General features: G+C 57.5%; 15 protein-coding genes and 1 pseudogene. 11 read left to right on the top strand and 5 right to left on the bottom strand.

Translation table 11 applies throughout. The features are described 5' to 3' along the window. The first annotated feature begins 286 nt into the window (after positions 1 to 286). The 3 genes from J2X72_RS14930 to J2X72_RS14920 all read left to right on the top strand — a co-directional run bounded on the left by J2X72_RS14930 (position 287) and on the right by J2X72_RS14920 (position 4,663). Positions 287 to 2,164, top strand: a complete 1,878-nt coding sequence (locus J2X72_RS14930; RefSeq protein ID WP_310073155.1) for a M3 family oligoendopeptidase — start codon at positions 287 to 289, stop codon at positions 2,162 to 2,164. Then, positions 2,164 to 3,066, top strand: a complete 903-nt coding sequence (locus J2X72_RS14925; protein ID WP_310073154.1) for a DUF3445 domain-containing protein — start codon at positions 2,164 to 2,166, stop codon at positions 3,064 to 3,066. The genes J2X72_RS14930 and J2X72_RS14925 overlap by 1 nt, the downstream gene beginning before the upstream one ends. Positions 3,067 to 3,217: 151 nt before the next feature. Next, on the top strand, positions 3,218 to 4,663 hold the full coding sequence (locus J2X72_RS14920; protein WP_210003291.1) for a homospermidine synthase: 1,446 nt from the start codon (positions 3,218 to 3,220) through the stop codon (positions 4,661 to 4,663). Positions 4,664 to 4,887: 224 nt separating this feature from the next. Here J2X72_RS14920 and J2X72_RS14915 read toward each other — a convergent pair whose 3' ends face one another. Further along, positions 4,888 to 5,214, bottom strand: a complete 327-nt coding sequence (locus J2X72_RS14915) for a hypothetical protein (RefSeq protein ID WP_310073151.1) — start codon at positions 5,212 to 5,214, stop codon at positions 4,888 to 4,890. Between the two features lie 134 nt (positions 5,215 to 5,348). Here J2X72_RS14915 and J2X72_RS14910 point away from each other — a divergent pair, with 134 nt between their 5' ends. From J2X72_RS14910 to J2X72_RS14890, 5 genes are all read left to right on the top strand, one after another. Then, entirely contained in the window at positions 5,349 to 5,738 is a 390-nt protein-coding gene (locus J2X72_RS14910; protein WP_210003292.1) for a hypothetical protein, read from the top strand. Positions 5,739 to 5,925: 187 nt separating this feature from the next. Next, entirely contained in the window at positions 5,926 to 7,803 is a 1,878-nt protein-coding gene (locus J2X72_RS14905) for a 5'-nucleotidase C-terminal domain-containing protein (RefSeq protein ID WP_310073149.1), read from the top strand. Between the two features lie 216 nt (positions 7,804 to 8,019). Continuing rightward, positions 8,020 to 9,075 (top strand): ferrochelatase, encoded by a 1,056-nt coding sequence (gene hemH, locus J2X72_RS14900; protein ID WP_310073147.1) that lies wholly within the window; start codon positions 8,020 to 8,022, stop codon positions 9,073 to 9,075. 151 nt (positions 9,076 to 9,226) lie between these two features. Continuing rightward, positions 9,227 to 10,222: an SPFH domain-containing protein gene (locus J2X72_RS14895; protein ID WP_310073145.1), complete on the top strand. Its 996-nt coding sequence runs from the start codon at positions 9,227 to 9,229 to the stop codon at positions 10,220 to 10,222. Between the two features lie 158 nt (positions 10,223 to 10,380). Next, positions 10,381 to 10,839 carry an NfeD family protein gene (locus tag J2X72_RS14890; protein ID WP_310073143.1) on the top strand — a complete coding sequence of 153 codons (459 nt, stop codon included), beginning with the start codon at positions 10,381 to 10,383 and terminating at the stop codon, positions 10,837 to 10,839. Here the strand turns inward: J2X72_RS14890 and J2X72_RS14885 are convergent. Continuing rightward, positions 10,836 to 11,831 carry an SIS domain-containing protein gene (locus tag J2X72_RS14885; RefSeq protein WP_210003297.1) on the bottom strand — a complete coding sequence of 332 codons (996 nt, stop codon included), beginning with the start codon at positions 11,829 to 11,831 and terminating at the stop codon, positions 10,836 to 10,838. The genes J2X72_RS14890 and J2X72_RS14885 overlap by 4 nt on opposite strands. Before the next feature lie 134 nt (positions 11,832 to 11,965). On the opposite strand from J2X72_RS14885, the gene J2X72_RS14880 reads away from it, so the two are divergent. Then, entirely contained in the window at positions 11,966 to 13,720 is a 1,755-nt protein-coding gene (locus J2X72_RS14880; RefSeq protein WP_310073140.1) for an outer membrane beta-barrel protein, read from the top strand. A gap of 441 nt (positions 13,721 to 14,161) precedes the next feature. On the opposite strand, the gene galU is transcribed toward J2X72_RS14880, so the two are convergent. After that, entirely contained in the window at positions 14,162 to 15,064 is a 903-nt protein-coding gene (gene galU / locus J2X72_RS14875; protein WP_210003299.1) for a UTP--glucose-1-phosphate uridylyltransferase GalU, read from the bottom strand. Positions 15,065 to 15,369: 305 nt separating this feature from the next. On the opposite strand from galU, the pseudogene J2X72_RS14870 reads away from it, so the two are divergent. Together J2X72_RS14870 and J2X72_RS14865 are read left to right on the top strand one after the other, a co-directional pair. Beyond that, positions 15,370 to 16,509: pseudogene (locus J2X72_RS14870) on the top strand (lytic murein transglycosylase); the annotation flags it as partial. 89 nt (positions 16,510 to 16,598) lie between these two features. After that, positions 16,599 to 17,864, top strand: a complete 1,266-nt coding sequence (locus J2X72_RS14865) for a DUF459 domain-containing protein (RefSeq protein ID WP_310073137.1) — start codon at positions 16,599 to 16,601, stop codon at positions 17,862 to 17,864. A 169-nt stretch (positions 17,865 to 18,033) separates the two neighbouring features. On the opposite strand, the gene J2X72_RS14860 is transcribed toward J2X72_RS14865, so the two are convergent. After that, positions 18,034 to 19,488 (bottom strand): glutamate synthase subunit beta, encoded by a 1,455-nt coding sequence (locus J2X72_RS14860; RefSeq protein ID WP_210003302.1) that lies wholly within the window; start codon positions 19,486 to 19,488, stop codon positions 18,034 to 18,036. A 58-nt stretch (positions 19,489 to 19,546) separates the two neighbouring features. Then, entirely contained in the window at positions 19,547 to 24,265 is a 4,719-nt protein-coding gene (gene gltB, locus J2X72_RS14855) for a glutamate synthase large subunit (RefSeq protein ID WP_310073135.1), read from the bottom strand. Positions 24,266 to 24,434 lie beyond the last annotated feature (169 nt).

The following is a 24,434-nucleotide window of genomic DNA, read 5'->3' as shown; positions in this document are numbered from 1 at the left end:
GATTGTGCGATTTAATGGTTAATGGTCGCTTTACTGAAGAACAAATACGTTGAGAGCATGGCGAAAACGCATATCGAATCCAGTGTTTTGTGACATGGTCAACGGGTTGTTAACAGCAGGATTAAGGCTTTTTTTCAAATGAATCCACCCCTCAAAAGTCTAAAAGTTGCTACAAAGTGGGACAAGCAATACGGAACTGGATCAATTGCCAACCGACTCTTAAGGTTTAGCTCCTTTATCGAGGGTCTCTGATTCGCCCTCCAAACTTCAATATTCTGGTGCCAAAATGCGTTCAAAAAACCACAAATACTCGCTTGATACCGTAGCCACGGCGCCTTCCAAAGCGGGCGGCAATGCTGCCGTGAAAGCCGATCAGGCAGCCCTCGGCCTGCTGCCTGAATGGAACCTTGCCGATCTCTATCCATCCACGGAAAGCAGCGAGCTCAAGGCCGATCTCGAAAAGGCCGGCGAACTCGCCGCCCTATTCGAGAAGCGCTGGAAAGGTAAACTCGGCGCCGAGGCGGCCAAGGCAGAAGGCGGAGAGTTCGCCCAATCGATCCGGGAATTCGAGGCCCTGGAAGAACTTATCGGCAAAATCGTCTCCTTTGCCGGCCTGGTCTATGCCGGCGATACGTCTGATCCCAAACGCGCCAAGCTTTACGGCGATATCCAGCAGAAGATGACCGATGCGAGCACGCATCTGATCTTTTACAGCCTCGAACTCAACCGCATCGATGATGCGATCATTGAAAAAGCCATGTCCGAAAACCCGGCCATCGCCCACTATCGCCCATGGCTGGTGGACCTGCGCAAGGACAAGCCCTACCAGCTCGACGACAGGATCGAGCAGCTTTTTCACGAAAAGTCGATTACCGGACGCGGCGCCTGGAACCGTCTGTTTGACGAAACCATGACGGCGCTACGCTTTGAGGTGAATGGCGAGGAACTGCCGCTCGAGCCGACGTTGAATCTCCTGCAGGACGCAGATGCCTCCTTACGTAAAGCCGGTTTTGAAGCACTGGCCAAGACCTTCAAGGAAAACCTGCGCGTTTTCACGCTCATCACCAATACGCTGGCCAAGGACAAGGAAATCTCCGATCGCTGGCGTGGCTTTGAGGACATCGCCGATAGCCGCCACCTGGCCAATCGCGTCGAGCGCGAGGTAGTCGATGCACTCTCCGAAGCCGTGCAGGCTGCCTATCCGCGCCTGTCGCATCGATATTATGCGCTCAAGGCCAAATGGCTCGGCCTTGAATACCTGAACAATTGGGACCGCAACGCTCCGCTGCCCGAAACGCCGCAGGCGATCATTTCATGGACGGACGCGCGCGAAACCGTGCTTTCCGCCTATAATGGCTTTGCGCCGGAAATGGCTGAAATCGCCAAGGCTTTCTTCGACAAAAACTGGATCGACGCGCCGACCCGACCCGGCAAATCACCAGGCGCCTTCGCCCATCCGACTGTTCCCTCGGTGCATCCCTATGTGCTCCTGAACTATATGGGCAAGCCCCGCGATGTGATGACCCTCGCGCACGAACTTGGCCACGGCGTGCATCAGGTGCTTGCCGGCGATCAGGGCGCGCTCATGGCTTCAACGCCGCTGACTCTTGCCGAAACCGCTTCCGTCTTCGGCGAAATGCTCACTTTCCGCTCGCTGCTTGAAAAGACCCGCGACAAACGCGAGCGCAAGGCCATGCTGGCGCAAAAGGCCGAAGACATGATCAACACGGTCGTACGGCAGATCGCATTCTACCAGTTCGAGCGCCGGGTTCACGCCGAACGCAATAACGGCGAACTGACCTCGGACCGGATCGGCGAGATCTGGCTGGATGTGCAGAAGGAAAGCCTCGGACCAGCGGTACATTTCGGTGCCGGCTACGAAACCTTCTGGACCTATATCCCGCACTTCATCCACTCGCCCTTCTATGTCTATGCCTATGCCTTCGGCGATTGCCTGGTGAACTCGCTCTACGCGGTCTATCAAAACGCCGAAGCTGGATTTCAGCAGAAATATTTCGACATGTTGAAGGCTGGCGGGACCAAGCATCATTCCGAATTGCTGGCGCCCTTCGGCCTCGATGCGACGGATCCCGCCTTCTGGCAAAAGGGCCTTTCCGTCATCGAGGGCATCATCGACGAGCTGGAGGCGATGGACGCCGCATAATGACGACCCCCGCCCCCGTGCACACGCCCTATGATGGCTCGGCGCAACCCTTCACAATAGGGTTGCAGCAGCTCGACCTGAAAGACTGGATCGAGATCGATAACAATCTCCTCGCCCATCTCGCCGAGAAAGAGCGGCTTTTTGCACTCTATGGCAACAGGATTTTTGTGGAAGAACCGGGCACGGAAAATGCCCAGGCGGAAGTGCTGCAACTCCTCGGCGCCCATCTCGTCGAGCACTATCCCGAAATCTATTCCAGCGACGGCGAGAACATCAAGATTGCGGGATGGGACCAACCCGTATCGCTCGGCGGAACGGGTCTTGCCACCCTGCATCGCGCCGCCAGCCTTGTTCAGGAAGACCTTGTTTTGATGCGCAAGGATGAGATCCGCGGCTGGCATCTTGCCGCCGCGTCGTTATCGTTTCCCTCCTCCTGGACGCTTCTGGAAAAGTTCGGCCGTTCCATGGACGATATCCACGCTCCCGTGCCCGATTTTGGCGCAGGCAGCCGCAATGCCGGGCTGATCACCCGCATGTTCGACAATCTGCGCCCGGATCGCTCGGTCCAGCGCATGAACTGGTCGCTGCAGCCCGACGGCAGTCTCTACCATCCGCTCGCCAGTCACCAGAAGGGCGCGCGCTATACCGAAGAGGATATCGCCGCACAAAGTTATGTTCGCGTCGAGCGGCAGACGCTGCGTAAATTACCGCTCTCCGGCGATATTCTTTTCACTATCCGCATTTATCTCGATCCTATAAGTGCCCTGAAGAAACACCCCGAATGCCGTAATTTAGCGGAAGCTTTTGCGCGCCAGCTCGAAGCGCTAAATCCTGCGCAACTGCACTACAAAGGTATTATGACAATCCGCGACCGGCTTATCGACGCGCTGAAACGCCTATAAATCCGCTTTAATTAACAGTAGATCGAAATTTCATCCTAAAAGCGCAATGGGTTGTTTGCGCTTTGTCGTGTCTTTGCTCTATGGTTTCTTTGAAGCGGATTTTAGTCCGCCGCCCTCATTGATGGAGATCAAAATTAGGAGCAACAAAAAAATGGCGAAGGCTCAATGGCCTGTACATGGAGAAATTACCGGTCCGATTGTGATGATTGGTTTCGGGTCCATCGGACGGGGTACCCTGCCCCTCATCGAACGCCACTTCAAATACGATAAATCCCGCCTGATCGTTATCGATCCCAGTGATGCCAACAAGAAACTGCTCGACGAGCGCGGCATCCGCTTCATTCAGGAAGCTGTCACAAAGGAAAATTACAAGACGTTGCTCAAGCCGCTTCTCACCGAAGGCGGCGGACAAGGCTTTTGCGTCAATCTTTCCGTCGACACCTCGTCGGTCGATATTCTGCGCCTGTGCCGCAAAGTCGGCGCGCTCTATATCGACACGGTCATTGAGCCTTGGCCGGGCTTCTATTATGCCAGCGACCTCGATAACGCCGACCGTACCAACTATGCGTTGCGCCAGACGCTGCTCGCGGAAAAGAGGAAGAAGCCTGGCGGTCCGACTGCTGTTTCGTGCTGCGGCGCCAATCCCGGCATGGTCTCATGGTTCGTCAAGCAGGCGGTGCTTGACCTCGCCAGAGACCTGAACGTCGACCACAAGGAGCCCGCCCGCACAGATCGCGAGAGCTGGGCCCGCCTGATGGACAAGGTCGGCGTCAAGGGCATTCATATTGCCGAGCGCGACACGCAGCGCGCCGGCGAGCCCAAGCCTTTTGGCGCTTTCTGGAACACGTGGTCAGTCGAAGGCTTTATTTCCGAAGGTCTGCAACCGGCCGAGCTTGGCTGGGGTACCCACGAAAAGTGGATGCCGAAAAATGCCCGCAAGCAGAAGAAGGGCAACAAGGCCGCGATCTTTCTCGAACAGCCCGGCGCCGATACCCGCATCCGTACCTGGTGCCCGACGGAAGGCGCACAGTTCGGCCTGCTGGTCACGCACAATGAGGCGATCTCGATCGCGGATTTCTTCACGGTGTTGGACAAGAAGGGCAAGGCCGCCTACCGGCCCACATGCCACTACGCCTACCATCCCGCCAATGTCGCGACCCTATCGCTCGACGAAATGTTCGGGGCAGCCGGTCAGCCTCAGGCGATCCAGCACGTACTCGACGAATCCGAGATCGTCGACGGTGCCGATGAACTCGGCGTCCTGCTCTATGGCCACGACAGGAATGCCTACTGGTATGGTTCGCAGCTGACGATCGAGGAAGCTCGCAAGCTTGCTCCCTATCAGAACGCGACAGGCCTGCAGGTCTCGTCCGCGGTCATGGCCGGCATGGTCTGGGCGCTGGAAAATCCCGATGCCGGCATTGTCGAAACCGACGAGATGGATTTCCGCCGCTGCCTTGAAGTCCAGAAACCCTATCTCGGTCCGCTCAAAGGTCACTACACGGACTGGACTCCCCTGGAAAACCGCCCGGGCTTGTTCAAGGAAAATCTCGACCTTGAGGACCCCTGGCAGTTCCGCAACATCCTGGTGCGGTAAGCCGATCAAGTCCCTCCTTCTTCTTGCGGGAGGGACTGCTGCCGAAAATGTAAGCTATTCAGCGGGCGTAGGACGCGCGGTGCGCCGTTTTTCCAGTTCCGCCTGCATGAGCTTCAATTTTGCACGGCGTGGCAGGGATCTTTTGTAGTCCCACTCGCTATAAGCCCACGATCCAACTCCGACAGTCAAGCATATGACAAAAGAGAAAATGGCGTAGGTCAGCACTACTCCAACTCCTTTCTCAGTATCAATCTGCCCAAATTATGAAGTGCAGAAAATAGCACGAACCAAATGCTCGTGGCAAACACCAGTAGTAGGCTGCGATCTACGTCGATCTTCATCATAATGTCCGGGTTGAGGACGATCGCGGCACTCGGACCAAAAAAACCGACAGCGATTGCTACGGTGGACATACGATCTGCAGCGGCAGCTTTATATTTGGCAAGTTCGTTGGCGTGCATCTTTTCCAGACTAATCTCGTCCTTGATCCGCTCTTCCGACATTTTCTGCAGTTGCCCGACCAGTTCATGGTCATTGAACTCATCATTCATCCTGGCCCTCGCGTATCTCGCCACCCTAATCACAAAAAACCACTGACCCTTCGAATTTACAATTAAACTTAGGTCTTGTTTTTGCTTGATTTTCACGGCATTTAAAGAGCGAGATCCATTGGGAGATTGTCTGGATGAAACGCTTTTCGGTTGCCACCGGCACAGCAACACTGGCTCTGATCCTCACCGGCTGCATGAGCGGCGGTGTTCAGGAGGGTGGTCCTGCGCAGACGACGCGTCCTACCGACGCCGTGCAGGGTCAATGGTTCGACACGTCGGGAGTTGCTTTCTCCAATTTCAATAACGGGGCGTTCGAAACGCGCGCCAACGACACCAAGGAAAAGCTGGCCGAAGGCAATTATCGTTTCGCTTCTGCAAATCTGATCGAGATCAACCTCCGTTCGCTCGCCCGTGGCACCCAGTCCAAGGTCAATTGTGCCCTCGTCAACGCCGCCCAACTGAATTGCACTTCATCATCGGGTCAGCAATTCTCATTGACCCGCCGCTCCCCCCAAGTGGGATAAGGCGTGGTCGATCAGGCGCCATTTCTACCAGATTTATGAATTTACGACCTGGAGTACGGCCTAATTTTTTGCATCGCCACGCCGGTTTCGGATGCGGTCGTTCTGTGCTTGTCATATCTTCTTGACGTAGGAAAAATACGGTTGAGATACTCGGCCTCAACTGATCTATGAACATGCGGAGCTTTTCATGTCCAGAATACTCGCCACGATCCTGCTAGCGACCTCAACCCTTGGCATGACAGCGGGCGCGGCGATGGCCGATTACACGCTGAATATCCTGCATATCAACGACCAGCATTCGCGCATCGAGCCGATCAACAAGTATGATTCCACTTGCTCGGCCGAAGAAGAGAGCAAGAACGAGTGTTTCGGCGGCATTGCCCGCGTCAAGGCCAAGATCGACGAGCGTCGCACCGCTCTGACCAAGGATGGTGGCAATGTCATCGTGCTTGATGCGGGCGACGAGTTCCAGGGTTCGCTGTTCTATACGACCTACAAGGGCGATGACACGGCGGAGTTCATGAACGGCATCGGCTTTGACGTGATGGCACTCGGCAATCACGAGTTCGACGATACGCCGGTCACTCTGGCCAAGTTCCTCGACAAGGTCAAAGTGCCGGTTATTTCGAGCAATACGGAAGCTGCTGCGGATTCGCCCATCGCTGGCAAGTACAAGCCCTATATCGTCAAGGAAATCGGCGGTCAGAAGATCGGCGTCATCTCGGCTCTCACCACTGATACGGCGGAAATCTCCAGCCCCGGCCCCAGCATCAAATTTGCCGATGAAATCGAAACTTTGAGAAAACAGGCAGAGGCATTGAAGGCCGAAGGCGTCAACAAGATCATTGCGCTCAACCATGATGGCTATCTGAAAGACAAGGAGATCGCTGCCAAGGTCGATGGCATCGACGTTATTGTCGGCGGCCACAGCCACACGCTTCTGTCCAACACCGATCCGGAAGCGCTAGGCCCCTACCCGACGCTGGTCAAGAATCCTTCGGGCCGCGATGTCCCCATCGTCCAGGCGAAGTCCTATTCGAAATATCTCGGTGAACTCAAAGTGACGTTTGACGATGATGGCAATGTGACGAAGAGCGAGGGCGCGCCGATCCTGCTCGATTCCTCCGTCACACCCGACCCGGCCTTCGTTGCCCGCGTCAAGGAACTTGCCCAACCTCTCGAAGAACTGAAGTCACGCAAAGTAGGCGAATCCACCGGCGTCATGGAAGCGGCGCGCGAGGTTTGTCGCTTCAAGGAATGCAGCATGGGTGACGCTGTCGCCGATGCCATGCTGGACCGCGTCAGGGGACAGGGCGTCACCATCGCCATCATCAACGGCGGCGGTCTGCGCGCGTCCATCGATGCCGGCGACGTCACCATGGGCGAGGTGCTGACGGTGCTGCCATTCCAAAACACGCTCGCGACGTTTCAGATGCGGGGCTCCGATGTCATCGCGGCGCTGGAAAATGGCTTGAGTCAGATCGATCAGGGTGCCGGGCGTTTCCCGCAGGTAGCTGGGTTGAAATATGCGTTCGATGTATCAAAACCGGTAGGCAGCCGCATATCCGGCGTCCAGGTGATGCAGGGCGAAAACTGGCGGCCGATCGATGTCGGGGCCACCTACGGCGTGGTCTCCAATAATTACATGCGTGCGGGGGGAGACGGCTACAAGATCTTCTCGACGAACGCGGTCAACGCCTATGATTACGGTCCGGGTCTCGAACTGGTCCTTGCCGATTATCTGGCCAAGCATACACCGTATAAGCCATACACCGACGGGCGCATCACCGTTCTGGCGCCCGGCGCTTCAGTTGAAGCCAAATCGTCGGAACCGGCAACGGCTCCAAAGACTCCGGGAGCCGCCAAGCCTGCTGAAACAGCGGCAGCTCCGGCAGCAAACCATCATTCCGACACCTATACTATCAAGCGCGGGGACAATTTCTGGGACATTGCCGAAGAGGTCTACGGCAAGGGCATCGAATGGAAGAAGCTCGCCGAAGCCAATCCGGACATGAAGGCAATGAAGCTTCCGATCGGCGCTCAAATGAAAGTCCCGGCGATCTAGAGCAGTTTTTGCTTATTCAAAACTTGCTCTAGGTCGTGAAGCTCATAAAATCTGGTAGACATGGCGCCTGTCGGCCCCTTGCTGGAGCCGAAGGCGGGTGAGACCCGTGGCTCGACGACTTATTCTTGAACCCGCCACTCAACATGCGGCCTTTCGCACTCTTGCAATCACTCCCGTGCTGACTAGGTTCCACGCCAGGAAGTGGAGTTGATAGATATGGCAATTTCTGGCGAGGCGTTGAAAGCGGTCACAAAGCCGGAAGACCATCCGCACATCGAAACATCGAAGATCGGCGTGCTTCTCGTCAATCTCGGCACGCCGGACGGGACCGACAAGACGTCGATGCGGCGCTATCTGAGGGAATTTCTCTCGGACAAACGCGTTATCGAGTGGCCTCGTGCTATCTGGCTGCCGGTGCTCTACGGCATCGTGCTCAACACCCGCCCGAAAAAATCCGGTGCACTCTACGACAAGATCTGGAATCGGGAGCGCAACGAATCTCCCTTGCGAACCTACACCCGCTCGCAGGGTGAAAAGCTCGGCGCGGCGCTTGCCTCGCATCCTGAGATCATCGTCGATTGGGCTATGCGCTACGGCCAGCCTTCGATCGAGCAGGCCCTGGAGCGGCTGGACAAACAGGGCTGCAAGCGCATTCTGATGTTTCCGCTCTATCCGCAATATTCGGCAACGACGACTGCGACGGTCAACGACAAGTTTTTCGAAGCCCTGATCAAGATGCGCTTCATGCCCGCAACGCGCACTGTTCCCTCCTATCAGGACGAAGCCGTCTATATCGATGCCCTCGCCACCTCCATCGAAAAGCACTACGCGACGCTCGATTTCGAACCGGAGGTGCTGATCGCCTCCTATCACGGCATTCCGCAGAGCTATTTCAGGCGCGGCGACCCTTACCCCTGCCATTGCTGGAAGACGACGCGGCTGTTGCGTGAACGCCTTGGTTGGGACGAAAGCAAACTAATCACCTGTTTTCAATCGCGTTTCGGTCCGGAAGAATGGATGCAGCCCTATGCGGACAAGACATTGGAGAAGCTTGCCAGGGACGGCGTGAAATCCGTTGCGGTCTTCAACCCGGGTTTTGTTTCGGATTGTCTGGAAACGCTCGAGGAAATCGCGGTCGCAGGCGCCGAGACCTTCCATCACAATGGCGGCGTCAACTTCACCCACATCCCCTGCCTCAACGACAGCGACCAAGGCATGAAGGTCATCGAGATGCTCGTCCGCCGCGAATTGCAAGGCTGGGTTCAACTTTAGGTCGTAAATTCATCGACCGGATTTATAAGTTACGACCGCAAACATACCTCCCGCAAACCCTCGCGAGAATCACAACTATCGTCTATCGTGCACCCGCCGGCGAGGTGTGTTGATTGAAGCTGCCCATAAGGTCAGCCAGGGGAGGCCATAGATGAGCGGTTTTGACTTCACGATACCAGTACTTGTCGTTCTCGTGCTTGTGGTTCTGTTTGCGGGCGTCAAGACGGTGCCGCAAGGTTACAACTATACGATCGAACGCTTCGGCAAATACACGCGCACCCTTGCTCCCGGCCTCAATCTGATCGTTCCGTTCTTCGACCGCATCGGCGCCAAGCTGAACATGATGGAGCAGGTGCTGAGCGTTCCGACCCAGGAAGTCATCACCAAGGACAATGCCAACATCGCCGTCGACGGTATCGCCTTCTACCAGATCCTCAATGCACCGCAGGCGGCCTATCAGGTCAGCGGGCTGCAAAATGCCATTCTCAACCTGACCATGACCAATATCCGTACCGTCATGGGCTCCATGGTTCTCGACGAACTTCTGTCGAACCGCGATACGATCAATGACCGCCTGTTGCGGGTCGTCGACGAGGCCGCGCAATCCTGGGGCATCAAGATGACGCGCGTCGAGATCAAGGACATCAATCCGCCGCAGGACCTCCTCGACTCGATGGGCCGCCAGATGAAGGCGGAGCGCGACAAACGCGCCGTCGTGCTGGAAGCGGAAGGCACAAGGGCAGCGCAGATCTTGCGCGCCGAAGGCTTGAAACAGGCACAGATCCTCGAAGCCGAAGGCAGGCGCGAGGCCGCCTTCCGCGAAGCCGAAGGCCGTGAGCGTCTGGCGGAGGCCGAAGCCAAGGCGACGGAATTTGTTTCTGCCGCAATCAGCGGCGGCAATGTGCAGGCGCTCAACTATTTCGTGGCGCAGAAATACACCGAGGCATTTGGCAAATTCGCCGCAAGCCCCAACCAGAAGGTCATCCTGATGCCGATGGAGGCGTCCGCGCTCATCGGCTCGCTCGGCGGTATCGGCGCGATTGCCCGTGAGGTGTTTGGCGAGAACGCCGCGTCAAACCCCACCACCCCGTCGACACCACCCGCACGCGGCCGCAGCGTTCCGGGCACTGGCGGGACAAATCCTTGACTGCGGAAGGTCTGGTCCTGCTGAGGTTCAGGACCGGCTAAGACAAAATGGCGGTATTGGAGAACCGAAGCGCAGTGTACTTTGCGTACATGAGCATCGGAAGCGCAGAAGAAAGCCATTTGCAGGCCGCGATGGCGTGAATATCAACAGGATTTGACATGCTTGAACGTCTCTTCACCGAGCTCGGACCCTGGAATTGGATCGTTCTCGGCTTGATCCTGATGATTTTGGAAGTGGCAGCGCCAGGGATATTCTTCCTGTGGTTCGGTGTCGCCGCGCTCATCGTTGGCGGGATCGCCATCCTGTTTGGCGATACTTCATGGATGCAATGGCAAATTCAGGTCATCCTCTTCCTGGTTCTCTCCGTCATAGCCGTCTTCATCGGCCGCAGGCTGATCGGCGCAACCGATGTAGAATCGGACGAACCGCTGCTCAACCGGCGCGGCGAGCAGCTGATCGGTCAAGTCGTGACCCTTGAAGAGGCAACGGTCAACGGCCGGGGCCGCGCCCGCATCGGCGATAGCCTGTGGCGTGTAACCGGTCCCGATCTTGCGGCGGGAACGCGCGTACGTATTACCGGCATCGATCGCGGAACGCTCGTTGTCGAGGCGGCCTAGGCTGCCCCTATCCGCAGCAAATCATGGAAATGCACGATGCCGACCGGAACGTTCTTTTCGGTCACGATCAGCGCGCCGATATTGTGATCGTTGAGAAGCGCCAATGCCGCGCTTGCCAGCATCGTCGGCGGCACCGTCTTGGGTTGCCGCGTCATGATCTCGTCGACAGTCATCGTCGCCAGATTGCGGTGCAGATTGCGTGAAAGGTCGCCGTCGGTGATGATCCCCGCAAGGGCACCTTCGTCATCGAGCACGGCCACACAGCCGAAGCGCTTGTCTGCCAGCACCTTCATCGCCTCGGGCATCGGCATCCCGAGCGGTACCAGCGGCAGCTGGTCGCCGCGATGCATGATCTCGCGCACATGTGTGAGGCTCGCCCCGAGCGATCCGCCCGGGTGGAACGTCTTGAAGTCGCCCGCCGTGAAGCCCCGCGCCTCGAGCAGTGCCACTGCCACCGCATCGCCCATGGCAAGCTGCATCAGCGTCGAAGTCGTGGGCGCCAGCCCGTGCGGACAGGCTTCCGTCACCCGCGGCATCAAAAGCACCACGTCTGCCGCGGTCGCCAGCGCCGAATTCTCGCCGGCGGTGACCGCGATCAAGGGAATGCGGAAACGCCGCGAATAGCTGACGATACCCTTGAGCTCCGCCGTGTCTCCCGACCAGGAAATGGCGAGAATGGCATCGTCGACGGCAATCATGCCGAGATCGCCGTGATTTGCCTCGGACGGGTGCACGAAAAAGGCCGGCGTGCCCGTCGAGGCGAAAGTTGCGGCGATTTTCGAGCCGATATGGCCGCTCTTGCCGACGCCGGTGACGATGATCCGGCCGCGCACGCCGGCAATCATTTCGATCGCCTTGCAAAACGCCTCTGCCAGGGGACCTTCCAGCGCATTGCTCAGTGCGGCCAGTCCGTCCTTCTCGGTTGAAATCGTCCGCTTGGCCGAATCGACGGCTGCGGTTTTGTCCAGTTCGGTATCGTTTATTGCCTGCATGGCCGCAACCGTTAGCGCCTCTGCTCGCCGCTGTCCAATATTTGTTCGCCGCAGCACCTTACAGTGGCACCGGTTAGCCAGTCGTTAACCATGGCTCTTTACCATCCTTAACGTTCGAACACTGGCAAAACCTATTGACGCACATTTCTCAACCACGCTTGGAAGCACCGCCATCGGGCGGCGGCTTCAGGACTGCAGTCAATGTCTGTCTGATGGCAGCATTGCTCAGCAGCACCGTGTTTGCGTTCCTGCCCTTGGCCCATGCCCAGCAGGCAACGCCGCTACGCGGCACCTTGCAGGACAATTCCGCGCAGGTTCAGGCGCAAAACGACAATGGTTCGCCAACGGCCAATCCGCCAGATGCCTCCCCTTCGCCAACGGATGGCGGTATACCGTCCCGCCGCTACGAGCCCGTTAGTCCGGGTGCGCTCCCGCCTGATGATGACAACGGCAATCTCGGTTTGCTCGGCGTACCCTTGGACGATGGTTCGCCGCCCGCGGGCCCAGCCGACAACAGCGGCGGGCTGAACCCGGACTCTGCCGCCCTGCCCGGCGCCGAGACCGCGCCTGTACCCGCTGCACGTCCGCTCCGTCTTCGCCCCGGCGAGCGATCGCTTTTGGGCGAAGAACGTGCCGATACATTCGATAACGGCCCGATCGAGCAAAACCGGGAAGCCAACCCGCCCGCTGGCCGCACCGATCGCGACAATCTTCCGGAACCAGCGCTCGAACGCCGCATCATCCGGCCCGATCCGGAGCCCTTCGCACCGCTTGGCATCAGGGCCGGTACCGTGACACTCCGCCCCTCCATCAGCACCGGATTGCGCGCCACGACCAATGCCGATGGCAGCTCGGACGGTAGCGCTGCATTGTTGTCGGAGACGCGCCTTCGCGCCCGCGCCACGACGGACTGGGCGCGCCACTCCGCCTGGCTCGATTTCGATGGCACCTATGACAAGACGATTTCAGGCGAGGAATATTCCGCTCCGAATGTCGGGCTGCGCGGTGGCATGCAGCTCGACCTTGGCGAACGCACCACCGTGAAGGGCGAGGCAGGCTATCGGTACCGGCAGGAAGACCCGAGTGCACCGACGACGATTGTCGGAACCTCGAACCGGCCCGCCGTCCAGGAGCTCGACGGCAGTCTTGGTATGCGCAAGGAATTTGGCAAGTTCTTCGCGGATGTAACAGGCAATGTGGATCGTACCGTCTATGGCAATGCCGAATTCTCCGATGGCTCAGTCGTCAGCCAGAAAGACCGCAACAACACCTTTGCCAGTATTGCACTGCGGGGTGGCTTCGAAATGTCGCCGGCCATCAAGCCTTTCGCCGAAGTCGAAATCGGCAAATTGATGTATGACGAGAAGGAAGATTCGAACGGCTTCCAGCGTTCCGGCGTTCGCACCGGCCTGCGCGGCGGTGTCGAGGTCGACTTTGCCGAAAAGCTGGCGGGAGAATTCGCGCTGGGCTATCTGCGTCAGGGCATAGACGATGACCGGCTTTCTCCAGTGGATGGGCTCAGCATTGACGGCGCCCTCAAATGGTCGCCGCAGCGCGGAACCGATGTGGATATCGGCCTGCTCACCCGCGTCGAAGGAGCCACGGCACCCGGCGACAGCGGCTCGATTTTCTACGAGGGCACAATCGGCATCAAGCGGCAGGCGCGCGCCAATCTCGATCTCAAGGCAACGCTGATTGCATCGCTGCGCGACAACAAGGACGGATCGGGCTGGGACAAGGGCTTTGGCGCTGAAATCGGTGCGACCTACTGGTTCAATCGTTTCTTCGGTTTTGATATCAGCGCCCGGCATGAGTTCACCCGCAGCGAGGTCGAAACGCGCCAGACCGATGAAACCAGCATTTTCATGGGTGTGACGCTGCAACGGTAGGATCGGCTTTTTGACGAAATGCGTTAATGAAGGCGCTGTGCGTGGTTCGACAAGCTCACCATGAGGGCGGTTGAGAATTGCAACTATAGTCGCCAGCGTTGCCTCTCTTGCTCCCTGCAATCAAACCACTTCCCTCATGGTGAGCTTGTCGAACCACGCACAGTACAACTGTTCAAGAGTTGAATGGACCGCTGAAGGGACAAATCAGCTTTAGATAGCGACCTGGCCGCGGCGCTTCAAAACGCTATCCGAAGGCGCCGTGCGTGGTTCGACAAGCTCACCATGAGGGAAGTGGGTGATTGCAGGGAGCAAGAGAGGCAACGTTGGCGACTATCGTTGTCATCCTCAACCTCCCTCATGGTGAGCTTGTCGAACCACGCACAGTACAACTGTCCACGAGTTATCTCCCCTGCGACGGGGAGATAGTGTTTCCGTCAATCTTCAGCCCTTCTTAGGCTCGATCGTCTTCAGCATATTGCCGATATTGTCGATGACGCCACTGCGGATATCCTCCCGCCAAAGCGCGAATGCGACGTTCGCCTCGACGAAACCTTCCTTGGAGCCGGTATCGTAAGTGCGGCCCTTGAAATGATAGCCGAAGAAATCCTGCTCTTTGGTCAGCTTCAGCATCGCGTCCGTCAGCTGGATTTCATTGCCGGCGCCGCGTTCCTGATTTTCGAGGATGCTGAAAATCTCCGGCTGCAGGATATAGCGGCCATTGATATAGAGATTGGAGGGAGCCGTGCCTTTGGCTGGCTTTTCCACCATCTGAGTCAGCTCAAAACCCTTGCCGACAGGTTTGCCCTGACCGACGATGCCATATTTGTGCGTCTCTGCCGGATCGCATTCCTGCACCGCGACGATATTGCCACCCGATTGATCATAGAGTTCCACCATGTCCGCGAGACAGCCATTCTTTTCCGGCTGCATGATCATGTCCGGCAAAAGCAGCGCGAAAGGTTCGTCACCGACAATGTCGCGTGCGCACCAGACCGCATGTCCGAGACCCATAGGCACTTGCTGGCGGGTAAAGCTCGTCGTTCCGGGCCCGGGCTGGATTCCCTGCAATTCGTCGAGCAGCCCGGTCTTGCCGCGTTCGGCAAGGGTAGCGTAGAGCTCGTACTGAGCGTCGAAATAGTCCTCGATGACCGCCTTGTTGCGGCCGGTTACAAAAATAAAATGCTCGATACCGGCCTCGCGTGCCTCGTCCACCACATACTGAATGACCGGCTTGTCGACGACCGTCAGCATTTCTTTCGGAATGGATTTAGTGGCTGGAAGAACACGGGTGCCAAAGCCCGCCACTGGAAAGACGGCCTTACGTATCTTCTTGGCTTCGGACATCATTACCTCGTTACTGATTACGATTGATATTGCGGGAATTTCCTCGATAGACTTTTTTGTCCCAAAGACCCAAAATGCACAGGTCTGTAAAATAAATAATCGTTGCCGGTGTTAATGTAGGCCATGCCGGCGGGTTTGCCCATGCATGGTAAACCAATTCCTAACTTTGACGTGCGTAATTTATCCTTTGACCCAAAATGACGGAAATGAGGAAAGACATGATCGGAGGTTTAGCAACGTTTTCGAAACACGCGCTGATCGTTGCCGCGGCAGCAGGCATCGCCTTGGCCGGTGCCATCAATAATGCGGCTGCCGATGCAAAGTTCCAGAACTGGATCGCGGATTTCCGTGGCACTGCACTGAACAGCGGCGTTTCGGCGTCCACGTTTAACCGTGCCTTTGCCGGCGTCACCGAAATCGATCCGGAAGTTCTGCAGAAGGCCCAGTCCCAACCGGAATTCACCGAGCCTGTCTGGGGCTACCTCGACAATCGCGTCAACGAACAATCCATCGCGACCGGTCGCGAGATGTCACGCAAATACAGCCGCTGGCTCGGCGCTATCGAAAAGTCGTTTGGCGTCGATCGCAATATCCTTCTCGCCATCTGGTCGATGGAAACCAATTTCGGCGAGATCATGAAACGCGACGATGTAATGCGTGATGCCGTCCGTTCGCTCGCCACCCTTGCCTATGCCGATCCACGCCGTGCCAAATATGCCCGCACGCAGTTGATCGCCGCGATGAAGATCCTGCAGACAGGCGATATCGATCGCAGCCATCTGACCGGCTCCTGGGCGGGCGCCCTCGGGCACACCCAGTTCATTCCGACAAGCTACCTTGCCTACGCCGTCGATATGGATGGCAATGGCAAGCGCGACATCTGGAATTCTGTTCCTGACGCATTGGCCACCGCGGCCAACCTGCTTCACAAGAATGGCTGGCAGCCCGGTCAGACGTGGGGTTATGAGGTTGTTCTGCCGGCTGGCCGCAAATTCCCGGCCGGTTCGCGCACAATTGCGGAATGGCAAAGCATTGGTGTCGTTCGCGCCAACGGCAAGGCCTTTCCGCGGGGTGGCGAAAAGGCAACGTTGAAGGTGCCCGATGGGCGCGGAGGCCCTGCGTTCCTGATGACGCGCAATTTCTACGTTCTGAAGAACTACAACAACGCGGATAAATATGCGCTCGGCGTCGGCCTTCTGGCCGATCAGATCGGTGGCTCTTCCGGGTTGCGTAAAGACTGGAATCGTCCTTTCACGCCGATTACGATGAAAGAGCGCGAAGAGTTGCAAAATCACCTGCGCGAACTCGGCTATTATGACGGAAAGGTCGACGGCAAGATCGGTGATGGCTCGCGCAATGCGATCCAGGCGTTCCAGAAGCAGATGGGCCTGGATCCCGACGGCCACCCGAGCAAGGAAGTGCTGACGGTGATAAGGAAGAAGTAGCAACGGCGCATGCCATTATCTCTCCCTACAAGGGGGGAGATATGCTCCGGCGTGGTCGGTGCAAATCTCGAAGGTCGCAGGATAGACTTATGTATGGCAATCAATTCGGTGTCCGCCAGGACAGAGGGGAGCGTTTCAGAGCCTCGGGCTCTAGCCCGATCAGCCACGCACCCCTGTTGCTTCCGTTGGTTCTCGCCCTTGCTGCCACTCTCATCTTCACCGAAACGGCTTCTGCCCGTACAATCCTCGACATGCTGTTCGGGCCGCGGCAGATCTATCGCGAAGATTCGGACCGCCTGATTGAAGATGGCAACGGCAGGCGGGTTCGCCCGCCCGCCCGGAACCGCCCGATCAAGCGCGCACGGCCGCGTACCGCAGCTCCGCAAGCCTTGGCCCGGCCGAGCACCACAATGAAAGAAGCCGCTATCCCGGAGAAATTGCCGGACGCCAAGACAGTCCTCATTGTCGGCGACTTCATGGCAAAGGGCCTTGCGGAGGGTCTCGATGAAGCATTCATCGATTCGCCCGGCGTTCGCGTCGTTGATAAAAGCGATGGTTCCTCTGGCTTCGTCCGCGATGATCATCGCGATTGGCCGGCAACGATCGGCGCTGTTATCGAAGCCGAAAAGCCTGCGGTCGTCATCATGATGGCCGGTGCAAATGATCGCCAGCAATTTGCCGACGGCCAGACGCTGTTGAGCGATGAGTGGAACAAGGAATATCAGGCGAGGATCAACGCCTTTCTCGAAGCCGTCAAGAAGACCGGCCGTCCGGTCGTATGGGTCGGTCAACTTTCCTACAAGACCAAGAGCATGACCAATGACGTGCTGGCCTTCAACGAAATCTATCGCAATGCGGCCGAGAAAGCCGGTGGCACATTTGTCGATGTCTGGGACGGATTCGTCGACCAGAGCGGCAGTTTCACCCTGTCGGGTTTTGACATGTCCGGCCAGACGGCGCGGCTGCGCAACAATGACGGTATCGGCCTGACGCCCGCCGGCAAACGCAAGCTCGCATTCTATGTGGAGAAGCCATTGCGGCAAATGCTGGGCAATGCAACCTCTCCCAACATTGCTGCAATCAAACCGGGTGCACCGGTGCAGGCGCTTCCGGGAACGCCGCAGGCTCCCGTAGAGGTCGACCGGCTTGCCCCGATCAGCCTCAACGATCCCGAACTCGATGGCGGCACCGAACTTCTCGGCGCCGCGCCGCGGGGTGCGCCGGTGCCCGAAAAGTCCGCGCGTGACCGGCTGGTCATCGATGGCGTAGCACCCGGCAGTCAGCCGGGTCGGGTCAATGATTTTTCCTGGCCGAAGCAACCGGATGCAACTCCGACTACCGGCGCTGTGCGTTGACCTAGAGCCTCGTGCGAGGTTCGACGGTGCCTCTCATGTCCTGCAACGTCTTTGCGTGACATGGTGCGATTCTTACGCAGGAATCCTCGAAACTGATGCAAGAATCATCGAATCTGGCGCAAGAATTTCAACCGGAACGCGAATTCTGGTTGTCCGCGGTTGAAAACGCTTATCGCGGCAGCACCGAAGTGCCCATCAGCGCCGCATCGATGGATTGCGCCGCCTGACGGCCCTCGCGGATCGCCCAGACCACCAATGATTGCCCGCGACGCACATCGCCGGCCGTGTAAAGCTTATCGACGCTTGTCCGGTAATTCTTGTCATCCGCTGCAACCGAACGGTTACCACGGCGATCGGCTCGCATATCGAGCGAACCCGCCAGTTCCTTGATAACCCCATCCTCGAACGGGCCGGAAAAGCCAATGGCGATGAACGCCAGATCGGCCTTGATGAAAAACTCCGTGCCGGCGATCGGCTTGCGCGCTTCGTCAACTTCGCAGCACTTGACGTGGGTCAACGTGCCATTTTCACCAATGAATTCAAGCGTTGCCACCTGGAATTCGCGGTCGGCGCCTTCGGCCTGAGAGGAAGATGTGCGCATCTTTGTCGCCCAATATGGCCAGACGCTCAGCTTGTCTTCCTTCTCCGGAGGCTGTGGACGAATGTCGAGCTGCGTGACCTTCACCGCACCCTGACGGAATGCAGTGCCGACGCAGTCGGATGCCGTATCGCCACCGCCGACAACCACCACGTGTTTTCCCGAGGCAACGATCGAGTCGCTCGGCCAGGCAACAGATTCGATATTCTCGCGGCCAATGCGGCGGTTCTGCTGGACGAGGTAATGCATGGCGTCATGAACGCCTTCGAACTCGCCGCCAGGGATACCCGCAGGACGCGGTGTCTCCGCTCCACCGCAATACAGCACCGCGTCATAGCTATCGATAAGTTCTTGAATTGGCTTGTCTATTCCGACATTGACCCCGCAGAAGAACGTAACGCCTTCGCCCTCCATCTGGGTGACACGGCGATCGATGAAGTGCTTCTCCATCTTGAAATCCGGGATCCCGTAGCGAAGCAAACCGCCTGGCCGGCTCTCGCGTTCATAGACATGCACCTCATGTCCGGCGCGTCCAAGCTGCTGCGCGGCTGCCAACCCCGCTGGACCCGAACCGATAACCGCGACGTTCCTCCCGGTCTTCGAAACAGCCGGCTGCGGAATGATAAAACCCTTTTCATAGGCCTTGTCAGCGATCGCCTGCTCTACTGTTTTGATTGAGACCGGCACATCTTCGAGGTTGAGCGTGCAGGCCTCTTCACACGGCGCCGGACAGATTCTTCCGGTAAATTCCGGGAAATTATTGGTAGAATGCAGGTTTCTGATCGCCTCATCCCAATTGTCGTTGTAGACGAGATCGTTCCAGTCCGGAATCTGATTGTGGATCGGGCAGCCCGTAGGCCCATGGCAGAACGGAATCCCGCAATCCATGCAGCGTGCAGCCTGCTTTTTGACCTCGCCATCCGACATGGGAATGGTGAATTCCCTGAAGTGCCGGATGCGATCCGACGCAGGCTGATACTTGCCGACCTGCCGGTCGATCTCGAGAAAACCTGTAACCTTACCCATAAAACTGTTCCCATGCTGAGCGTCGCCGCGGCAACGCTCCAAGCGTAAAGCATTGATATTATTCGGCTGCGACACCCATCCGCATACGCTCCATGTCTTCGAGCGCGCGGCGATATTCGACCGGCATGACTTTCACGAATTTCGGCCTGAAGGTTTCCCAGTTGTCGAGAATTTCCTTGGCGCGGCCCGAACCCGTATAGTGCATATGGTTCGAGATCAGCTGCACCAGACGCTCTTCATCGTGACGGGTCATATTGCCCGAAACGTCGACGCGCCCCTTGTGCATGAGATCGCCGCCGTGATGATGCAGCTTCTCGAGGATGTCGTCCTCCTCCGGTACCGGCTCCAGTTCGACCATCGCCATGTTGCAGCGCTGGGCAAAATCGCCTGCTTCATCCAGTACATAGGCAACACCGCCTGACATACCTGCCGCAAAGTTGCGCCCAGTCTGGCCGATAACGACGACTACGCCGCCAGTCATGTACTCACAGCCATGATCGCCTGTACCTTCGACGACTGCGATAGCGCCGGAGTTGCGGACAGCGAAACGCTCGCCGGCCACGCCGCGGAAATAGGCCTCACCCTCGATCGCACCGTAAAGCACGGTATTGCCGACAATGATCGAGTCTTCCGGCACGATTTTCGTGTTCTCCGGCGGACGAATGACGATGCGGCCGCCGCAAAGGCCCTTGCCGACATAGTCGTTGCCGTCGCCGATCAGTTCGAACGAAATGCCGCGCGCGAGGAACGCCCCAAAGGATTGCCCGGCAGTGCCGGTGAACTTGACGGAGATCGTATCTTCTTTCAGGCCCTTATGGCGATAGCGCTTGGCCACCTCGCCCGACAGCATCGCGCCGGCAGAACGATCAACGTTCTTGATACCCATCTCGATCTTGACCGGAATTTTGGTTTCGAGGGCGGTCTTCGCCTGTTCGATCAGCTTGCGGTCGAGAATATCGATGATGGGGTGGTTCTGCCGTTCGGTCCAGCGTGTCTTGTTCTCAGGTGCTTCCGGCTTATGGAATATGCGCGTGAAATCAAGTCCCTTGGCTTTCCAGTGGTCAATCATCTCGCGCTTTTCGAGAAGTTCGGCCTTGCCGACGATTTCTTCGAGCTTGGTGTAGCCCATCTCTGCAAGGAACTGCCGCACTTCTTCTGCCATATAGAAGAAGAAGTTGATGACATGTTCCGGCGTACCCTTGAAGCGCTTGCGCAAAACCGGATCCTGTGTCGCCACGCCGACCGGACACGTGTTGAGGTGGCACTTGCGCATAAGGATACAACCCGTTGCGATCAGAGGTGCCGTAGAGAAGCCGAACTCGTCGGCCCCAAGCAGCGCACCGATGATGACGTCGCGGCCAGTGCGCAAGCCACCGTCCACCTGCAGGGCGATGCGCGAGCGAAGACCGTTGAGCACCAGCGTTTGCTGTGTTTCGGCCAGACCCATTTCCCATGGGCTGCCTGCATGCTTGAGCGATGTCAGCGGCGAAGCACCGGTCCCGCCGTCATAACCGGAAATCGTGATATGATCGGCACGTGCCTTGGCAACACCGGCCGCCACAGTTCCGACGCCGACTTCCGAGACGAGCTTGACCGAGACATCCGCTTCCGGATTGACGTTCTTCAGATCGTAGATGAGCTGCGCCAGATCCTCGATGGAATAGATGTCATGGTGTGGCGGCGGTGAAATCAGCCCGACACCCGGAGTGGAATGACGGGTCTTGGCGACAGTCGCATCAACCTTGTGGCCAGGCAACTGACCGCCCTCGCCGGGCTTGGCACCCTGCGCGACCTTGATCTGCATCATGTCGGAATTAACGAGATATTCCGTCGTCACACCGAAACGGCCGGATGCTACCTGCTTGATCGCAGAGCGCTCGGGATTTGGCTTGCCGTCGGGGAGCGGATAGAAACGATCCGGCTCCTCGCCGCCCTCGCCTGTGTTCGACTTGCCGCCGATCCGGTTCATGGCAATGGCCAGCGTCGTATGCGCCTCGCGGCTGATCGAACCGAAGGACATGGCCCCGGTCGAGAACCGCTTGACGATGTCCTTGGCAGGCTCGACCTGATCGATCGGAATGGGCTTGCGGCCGGTATCCGACGCCATTTTGATCTTGAACAGGCCGCGGATCGTCTGCGCCTGCGCCGACTGGCTGTTCACCATGTCGGAATATTCCTTGAACGTCGCCGGGGACTCAGTACGTACAGCATGCTGCAGCTTTGCAACTGCGTCGGGCGACCAGAGATGTGCCTCGCCGCGGATGCGGTAGGCATATTCGCCGCCCACTTCCAGCGTGCTCATCAGCACGGGATCATTGCCGAACGCGTCGCGGTGCCGGCGAACGGTTTCCTCCGCAACCTCTTCAAGACCCACACCTTCGATCATGGTTGCGGTCCCAAAGAAGTACCGATCAACAAATTCGGATTTGAGGCCCACCGCATCGAAGATCTGCGCACCGCAATAGGACTGGTATGTGGAAATGCCCATCTTGGACATAACCTTCAAAATGCCCTTGCCAATCGACTTGATGTAACGCGAGACGATTTCGCGCGAGTCGACTTCCGGCGGGAACTCACCGCGCTTGTGCATATCGAGCAACGTGTCGAATGCGAGATAAGGATTGATCGCTTCCGCACCATAGCCTGCAAGGCAGCAAAAATGATGTACTTCGCGCGGCTCACCGGATTCGACCACAAGGCCTACCGAAGTACGTAAGCCCTTGCGGATCAGATGGTGATGGACTGCGGCAACAGCCAGCAATGCGGGGATCGGGATACGATCCGGTCCCACCTGACGATCCGACAGGATAATGATGTTATAACCACCATGCACCGCTGCTTCAGCACGGTCGCAAAGCCGCTCGACAGCACCAGCCATGCCTGCCGCGCCTTCTTCGACATTATAGGCGGTATCCAATGTCTTGGTGTCGAAGCGATCTTCCGTGTGACCAATCGATCGTATCTTTTCCAGATCGCCATTGGTCAGGATCGGCTGGCGCACCTCAAGCCGCTTGCGACGCGATGTGCCCACCAGATCGAAGATGTTCGGACGTGGCCCAATGAAGGACACGAGGCTCATAACCAGCTCTTCGCGGATCGGATCGATGGGCGGGTTGGTGACCTGCGCAAAGTTCTGCTTGAAATAGGTGTAAAGCATTTTCGACTTGTCAGACATCGCCGAGATCGGTGTGTCCGTACCCATCGATCCGATAGCTTCCTGACCCGTCGTCGCCATGGGCGCCATCAGAATACGCGTATCTTCCTGCGTGTAGCCGAAAGCCTGCTGACGATCGAGAAGACTGACATCCTTGCGCAGCGCGCGTGGTTCCACCGGGCTCAGTTCTTCCAGAATGAGCTGTGTATTCTTCAGCCATTGCTTGTAAGGATGGCGGTTGGCGATTTCCGACTTGATCGTGTCATCTGAAACGATCTCGCCCTTTTCCATGTCTATCAGCAGCATGCGGCCTGGCTGCAGCCGCCACTTCTTGACGATCTTTTCTTCCGGTACGGGCAGAACCCCGGCTTCCGATGCCATGATCACAAAATCATCATCGGTGACGAGATAGCGAGCCGGGCGCAGTCCGTTGCGGTCGAGGGTAGCGCCGATTTGCCGGCCATCGGTGAATGCAACGGCTGCCGGACCATCCCATGGCTCCATTAACGCCGCGTGATATTCGTAGAACGCCTTGCGGTCATCGGCCATGAGCTTGTTGCCGGACCATGCTTCCGGAATCAGCATCATCATCGAATGGGCAAGCGAGTACCCGCCCTGGAACAGGAACTCCAATGCATTATCGAAACATGCTGTATCCGACTGGCCTTCATAGGAGATGGGCCAGAGCTTGGAGATATCGTTGCCGAAGTATTCGCTGTCTACCGAAGCCTGCCGCGCCGCCATCCAGTTGACGTTGCCACGCAGCGTGTTGATTTCGCCGTTATGCGCCACCATGCGATAGGGGTGCGCGAGCTTCCATGACGGAAACGTGTTCGTGGAGAACCGCTGATGCACCAGCGCCACCGCGCTTTCGAAACGCGGATCCTTCAAGTCCTTATAATAGGCGCCGACCTGATAAGCGAGGAACATGCCCTTATAGACGATCGTGCGCGCCGACATGGAAACGACATAGAAATCGCTCTCCTTGCCACCATTCTCCTGATAGATGCGGTTCGAAATTACCTTGCGCAGAACAAAGAGGCGACCCTCGAAATCCTCGTTGGTTTCGATGTTGGGGTTGCGACCTATGAAGACCTGCCGGTGGAATGGCTCTGTCTCGGCAATATGAGGTGCTTTGGACAAGGATGAGTTGTCGACGGGAACATCGCGAAAGCCGATAAGCGATTGCCCTTCGGAAGCAATAACTTCGGTGATCACGGCCTCGATGTGCGCGCGCTCTTCAGGGTCCTGCGGCATGAATAGATAGCCGACGGCATAGTGGTTGACAGGAGGAAGCTCGACGCCTTTTTCGGCCCAGTCGGCGCGGAAGAAAGCATCCGGAATCTGCACGAGCAGCCCGGCACCATCACCCATCAAAGGATCTGCACCCACAGCCCCCCGATGAGTGAGGTTTTCGAGCATGAAAAGCCCGTCTTCGATGACCTTGTGCGACTTCACGCCCTTCATATGCGCGATGAAGCCGACGCCGCAGGCATCATGTTCGTTGCGCGGGTCGTAAAGGCCTTGTTGGACAGGAAAACCTGACGATTTATTGGTTTTGACCGCACGATTCTGTACGGCCTGAGCGAGTTCAGTCGTTACAGATGGCGTCAAATCCGACATCGTCAATTCCTCCGTTTGGCACCCTCGGCGGGCGGTAATATCTCAAGAGACGGAATACCATAATTCCAGTCCCGCTTCATGCGGCATATCTTCCGGTGCGGATTGCGGTCACTATTATAAGGACGGAAGCACCTGCTCGCCATCCTCGTTTTCAGATCGCATAAATAGG

Source organism: Phyllobacterium sp. 1468 (assembly GCF_031455525.1).
GTDB lineage: Bacteria > Pseudomonadota > Alphaproteobacteria > Rhizobiales > Rhizobiaceae > Phyllobacterium.
Note: the sequence above shows the minus strand (reverse complement) of the source record. Positions and strands in the feature narration are given on the sequence as shown.

What these genes read in the sequence shown, in the direction of transcription:
- J2X72_RS14920 (WP_210003291.1), top strand. Translation starts at nt 3,218, where the DNA reads ATGGCGAAGGCTCAATGGCCTGTACATGGAGAAATTACCGGTCCGATT.
- hemH (WP_310073147.1), top strand. Translation starts at nt 8,020, where the DNA reads ATGGCAATTTCTGGCGAGGCGTTGAAAGCGGTCACAAAGCCGGAAGAC.
- J2X72_RS14925 (WP_310073154.1), top strand. Translation starts at nt 2,164, where the DNA reads ATGACGACCCCCGCCCCCGTGCACACGCCCTATGATGGCTCGGCGCAA.
- gltB (WP_310073135.1), bottom strand. Translation starts at nt 24,265, where the DNA reads ATGTCGGATTTGACGCCATCTGTAACGACTGAACTCGCTCAGGCCGTA.
- J2X72_RS14910 (WP_210003292.1), top strand. Translation starts at nt 5,349, where the DNA reads ATGAAACGCTTTTCGGTTGCCACCGGCACAGCAACACTGGCTCTGATC.
- J2X72_RS14860 (WP_210003302.1), bottom strand. Translation starts at nt 19,488, where the DNA reads ATGGGTAAGGTTACAGGTTTTCTCGAGATCGACCGGCAGGTCGGCAAG.
- J2X72_RS14905 (WP_310073149.1), top strand. Translation starts at nt 5,926, where the DNA reads ATGTCCAGAATACTCGCCACGATCCTGCTAGCGACCTCAACCCTTGGC.
- J2X72_RS14865 (WP_310073137.1), top strand. Translation starts at nt 16,599, where the DNA reads ATGTATGGCAATCAATTCGGTGTCCGCCAGGACAGAGGGGAGCGTTTC.
- J2X72_RS14890 (WP_310073143.1), top strand. Translation starts at nt 10,381, where the DNA reads ATGCTTGAACGTCTCTTCACCGAGCTCGGACCCTGGAATTGGATCGTT.
- galU (WP_210003299.1), bottom strand. Translation starts at nt 15,064, where the DNA reads ATGTCCGAAGCCAAGAAGATACGTAAGGCCGTCTTTCCAGTGGCGGGC.
- J2X72_RS14885 (WP_210003297.1), bottom strand. Translation starts at nt 11,831, where the DNA reads ATGCAGGCAATAAACGATACCGAACTGGACAAAACCGCAGCCGTCGAT.
- J2X72_RS14915 (WP_310073151.1), bottom strand. Translation starts at nt 5,214, where the DNA reads ATGAATGATGAGTTCAATGACCATGAACTGGTCGGGCAACTGCAGAAA.
- J2X72_RS14895 (WP_310073145.1), top strand. Translation starts at nt 9,227, where the DNA reads ATGAGCGGTTTTGACTTCACGATACCAGTACTTGTCGTTCTCGTGCTT.
- J2X72_RS14930 (WP_310073155.1), top strand. Translation starts at nt 287, where the DNA reads ATGCGTTCAAAAAACCACAAATACTCGCTTGATACCGTAGCCACGGCG.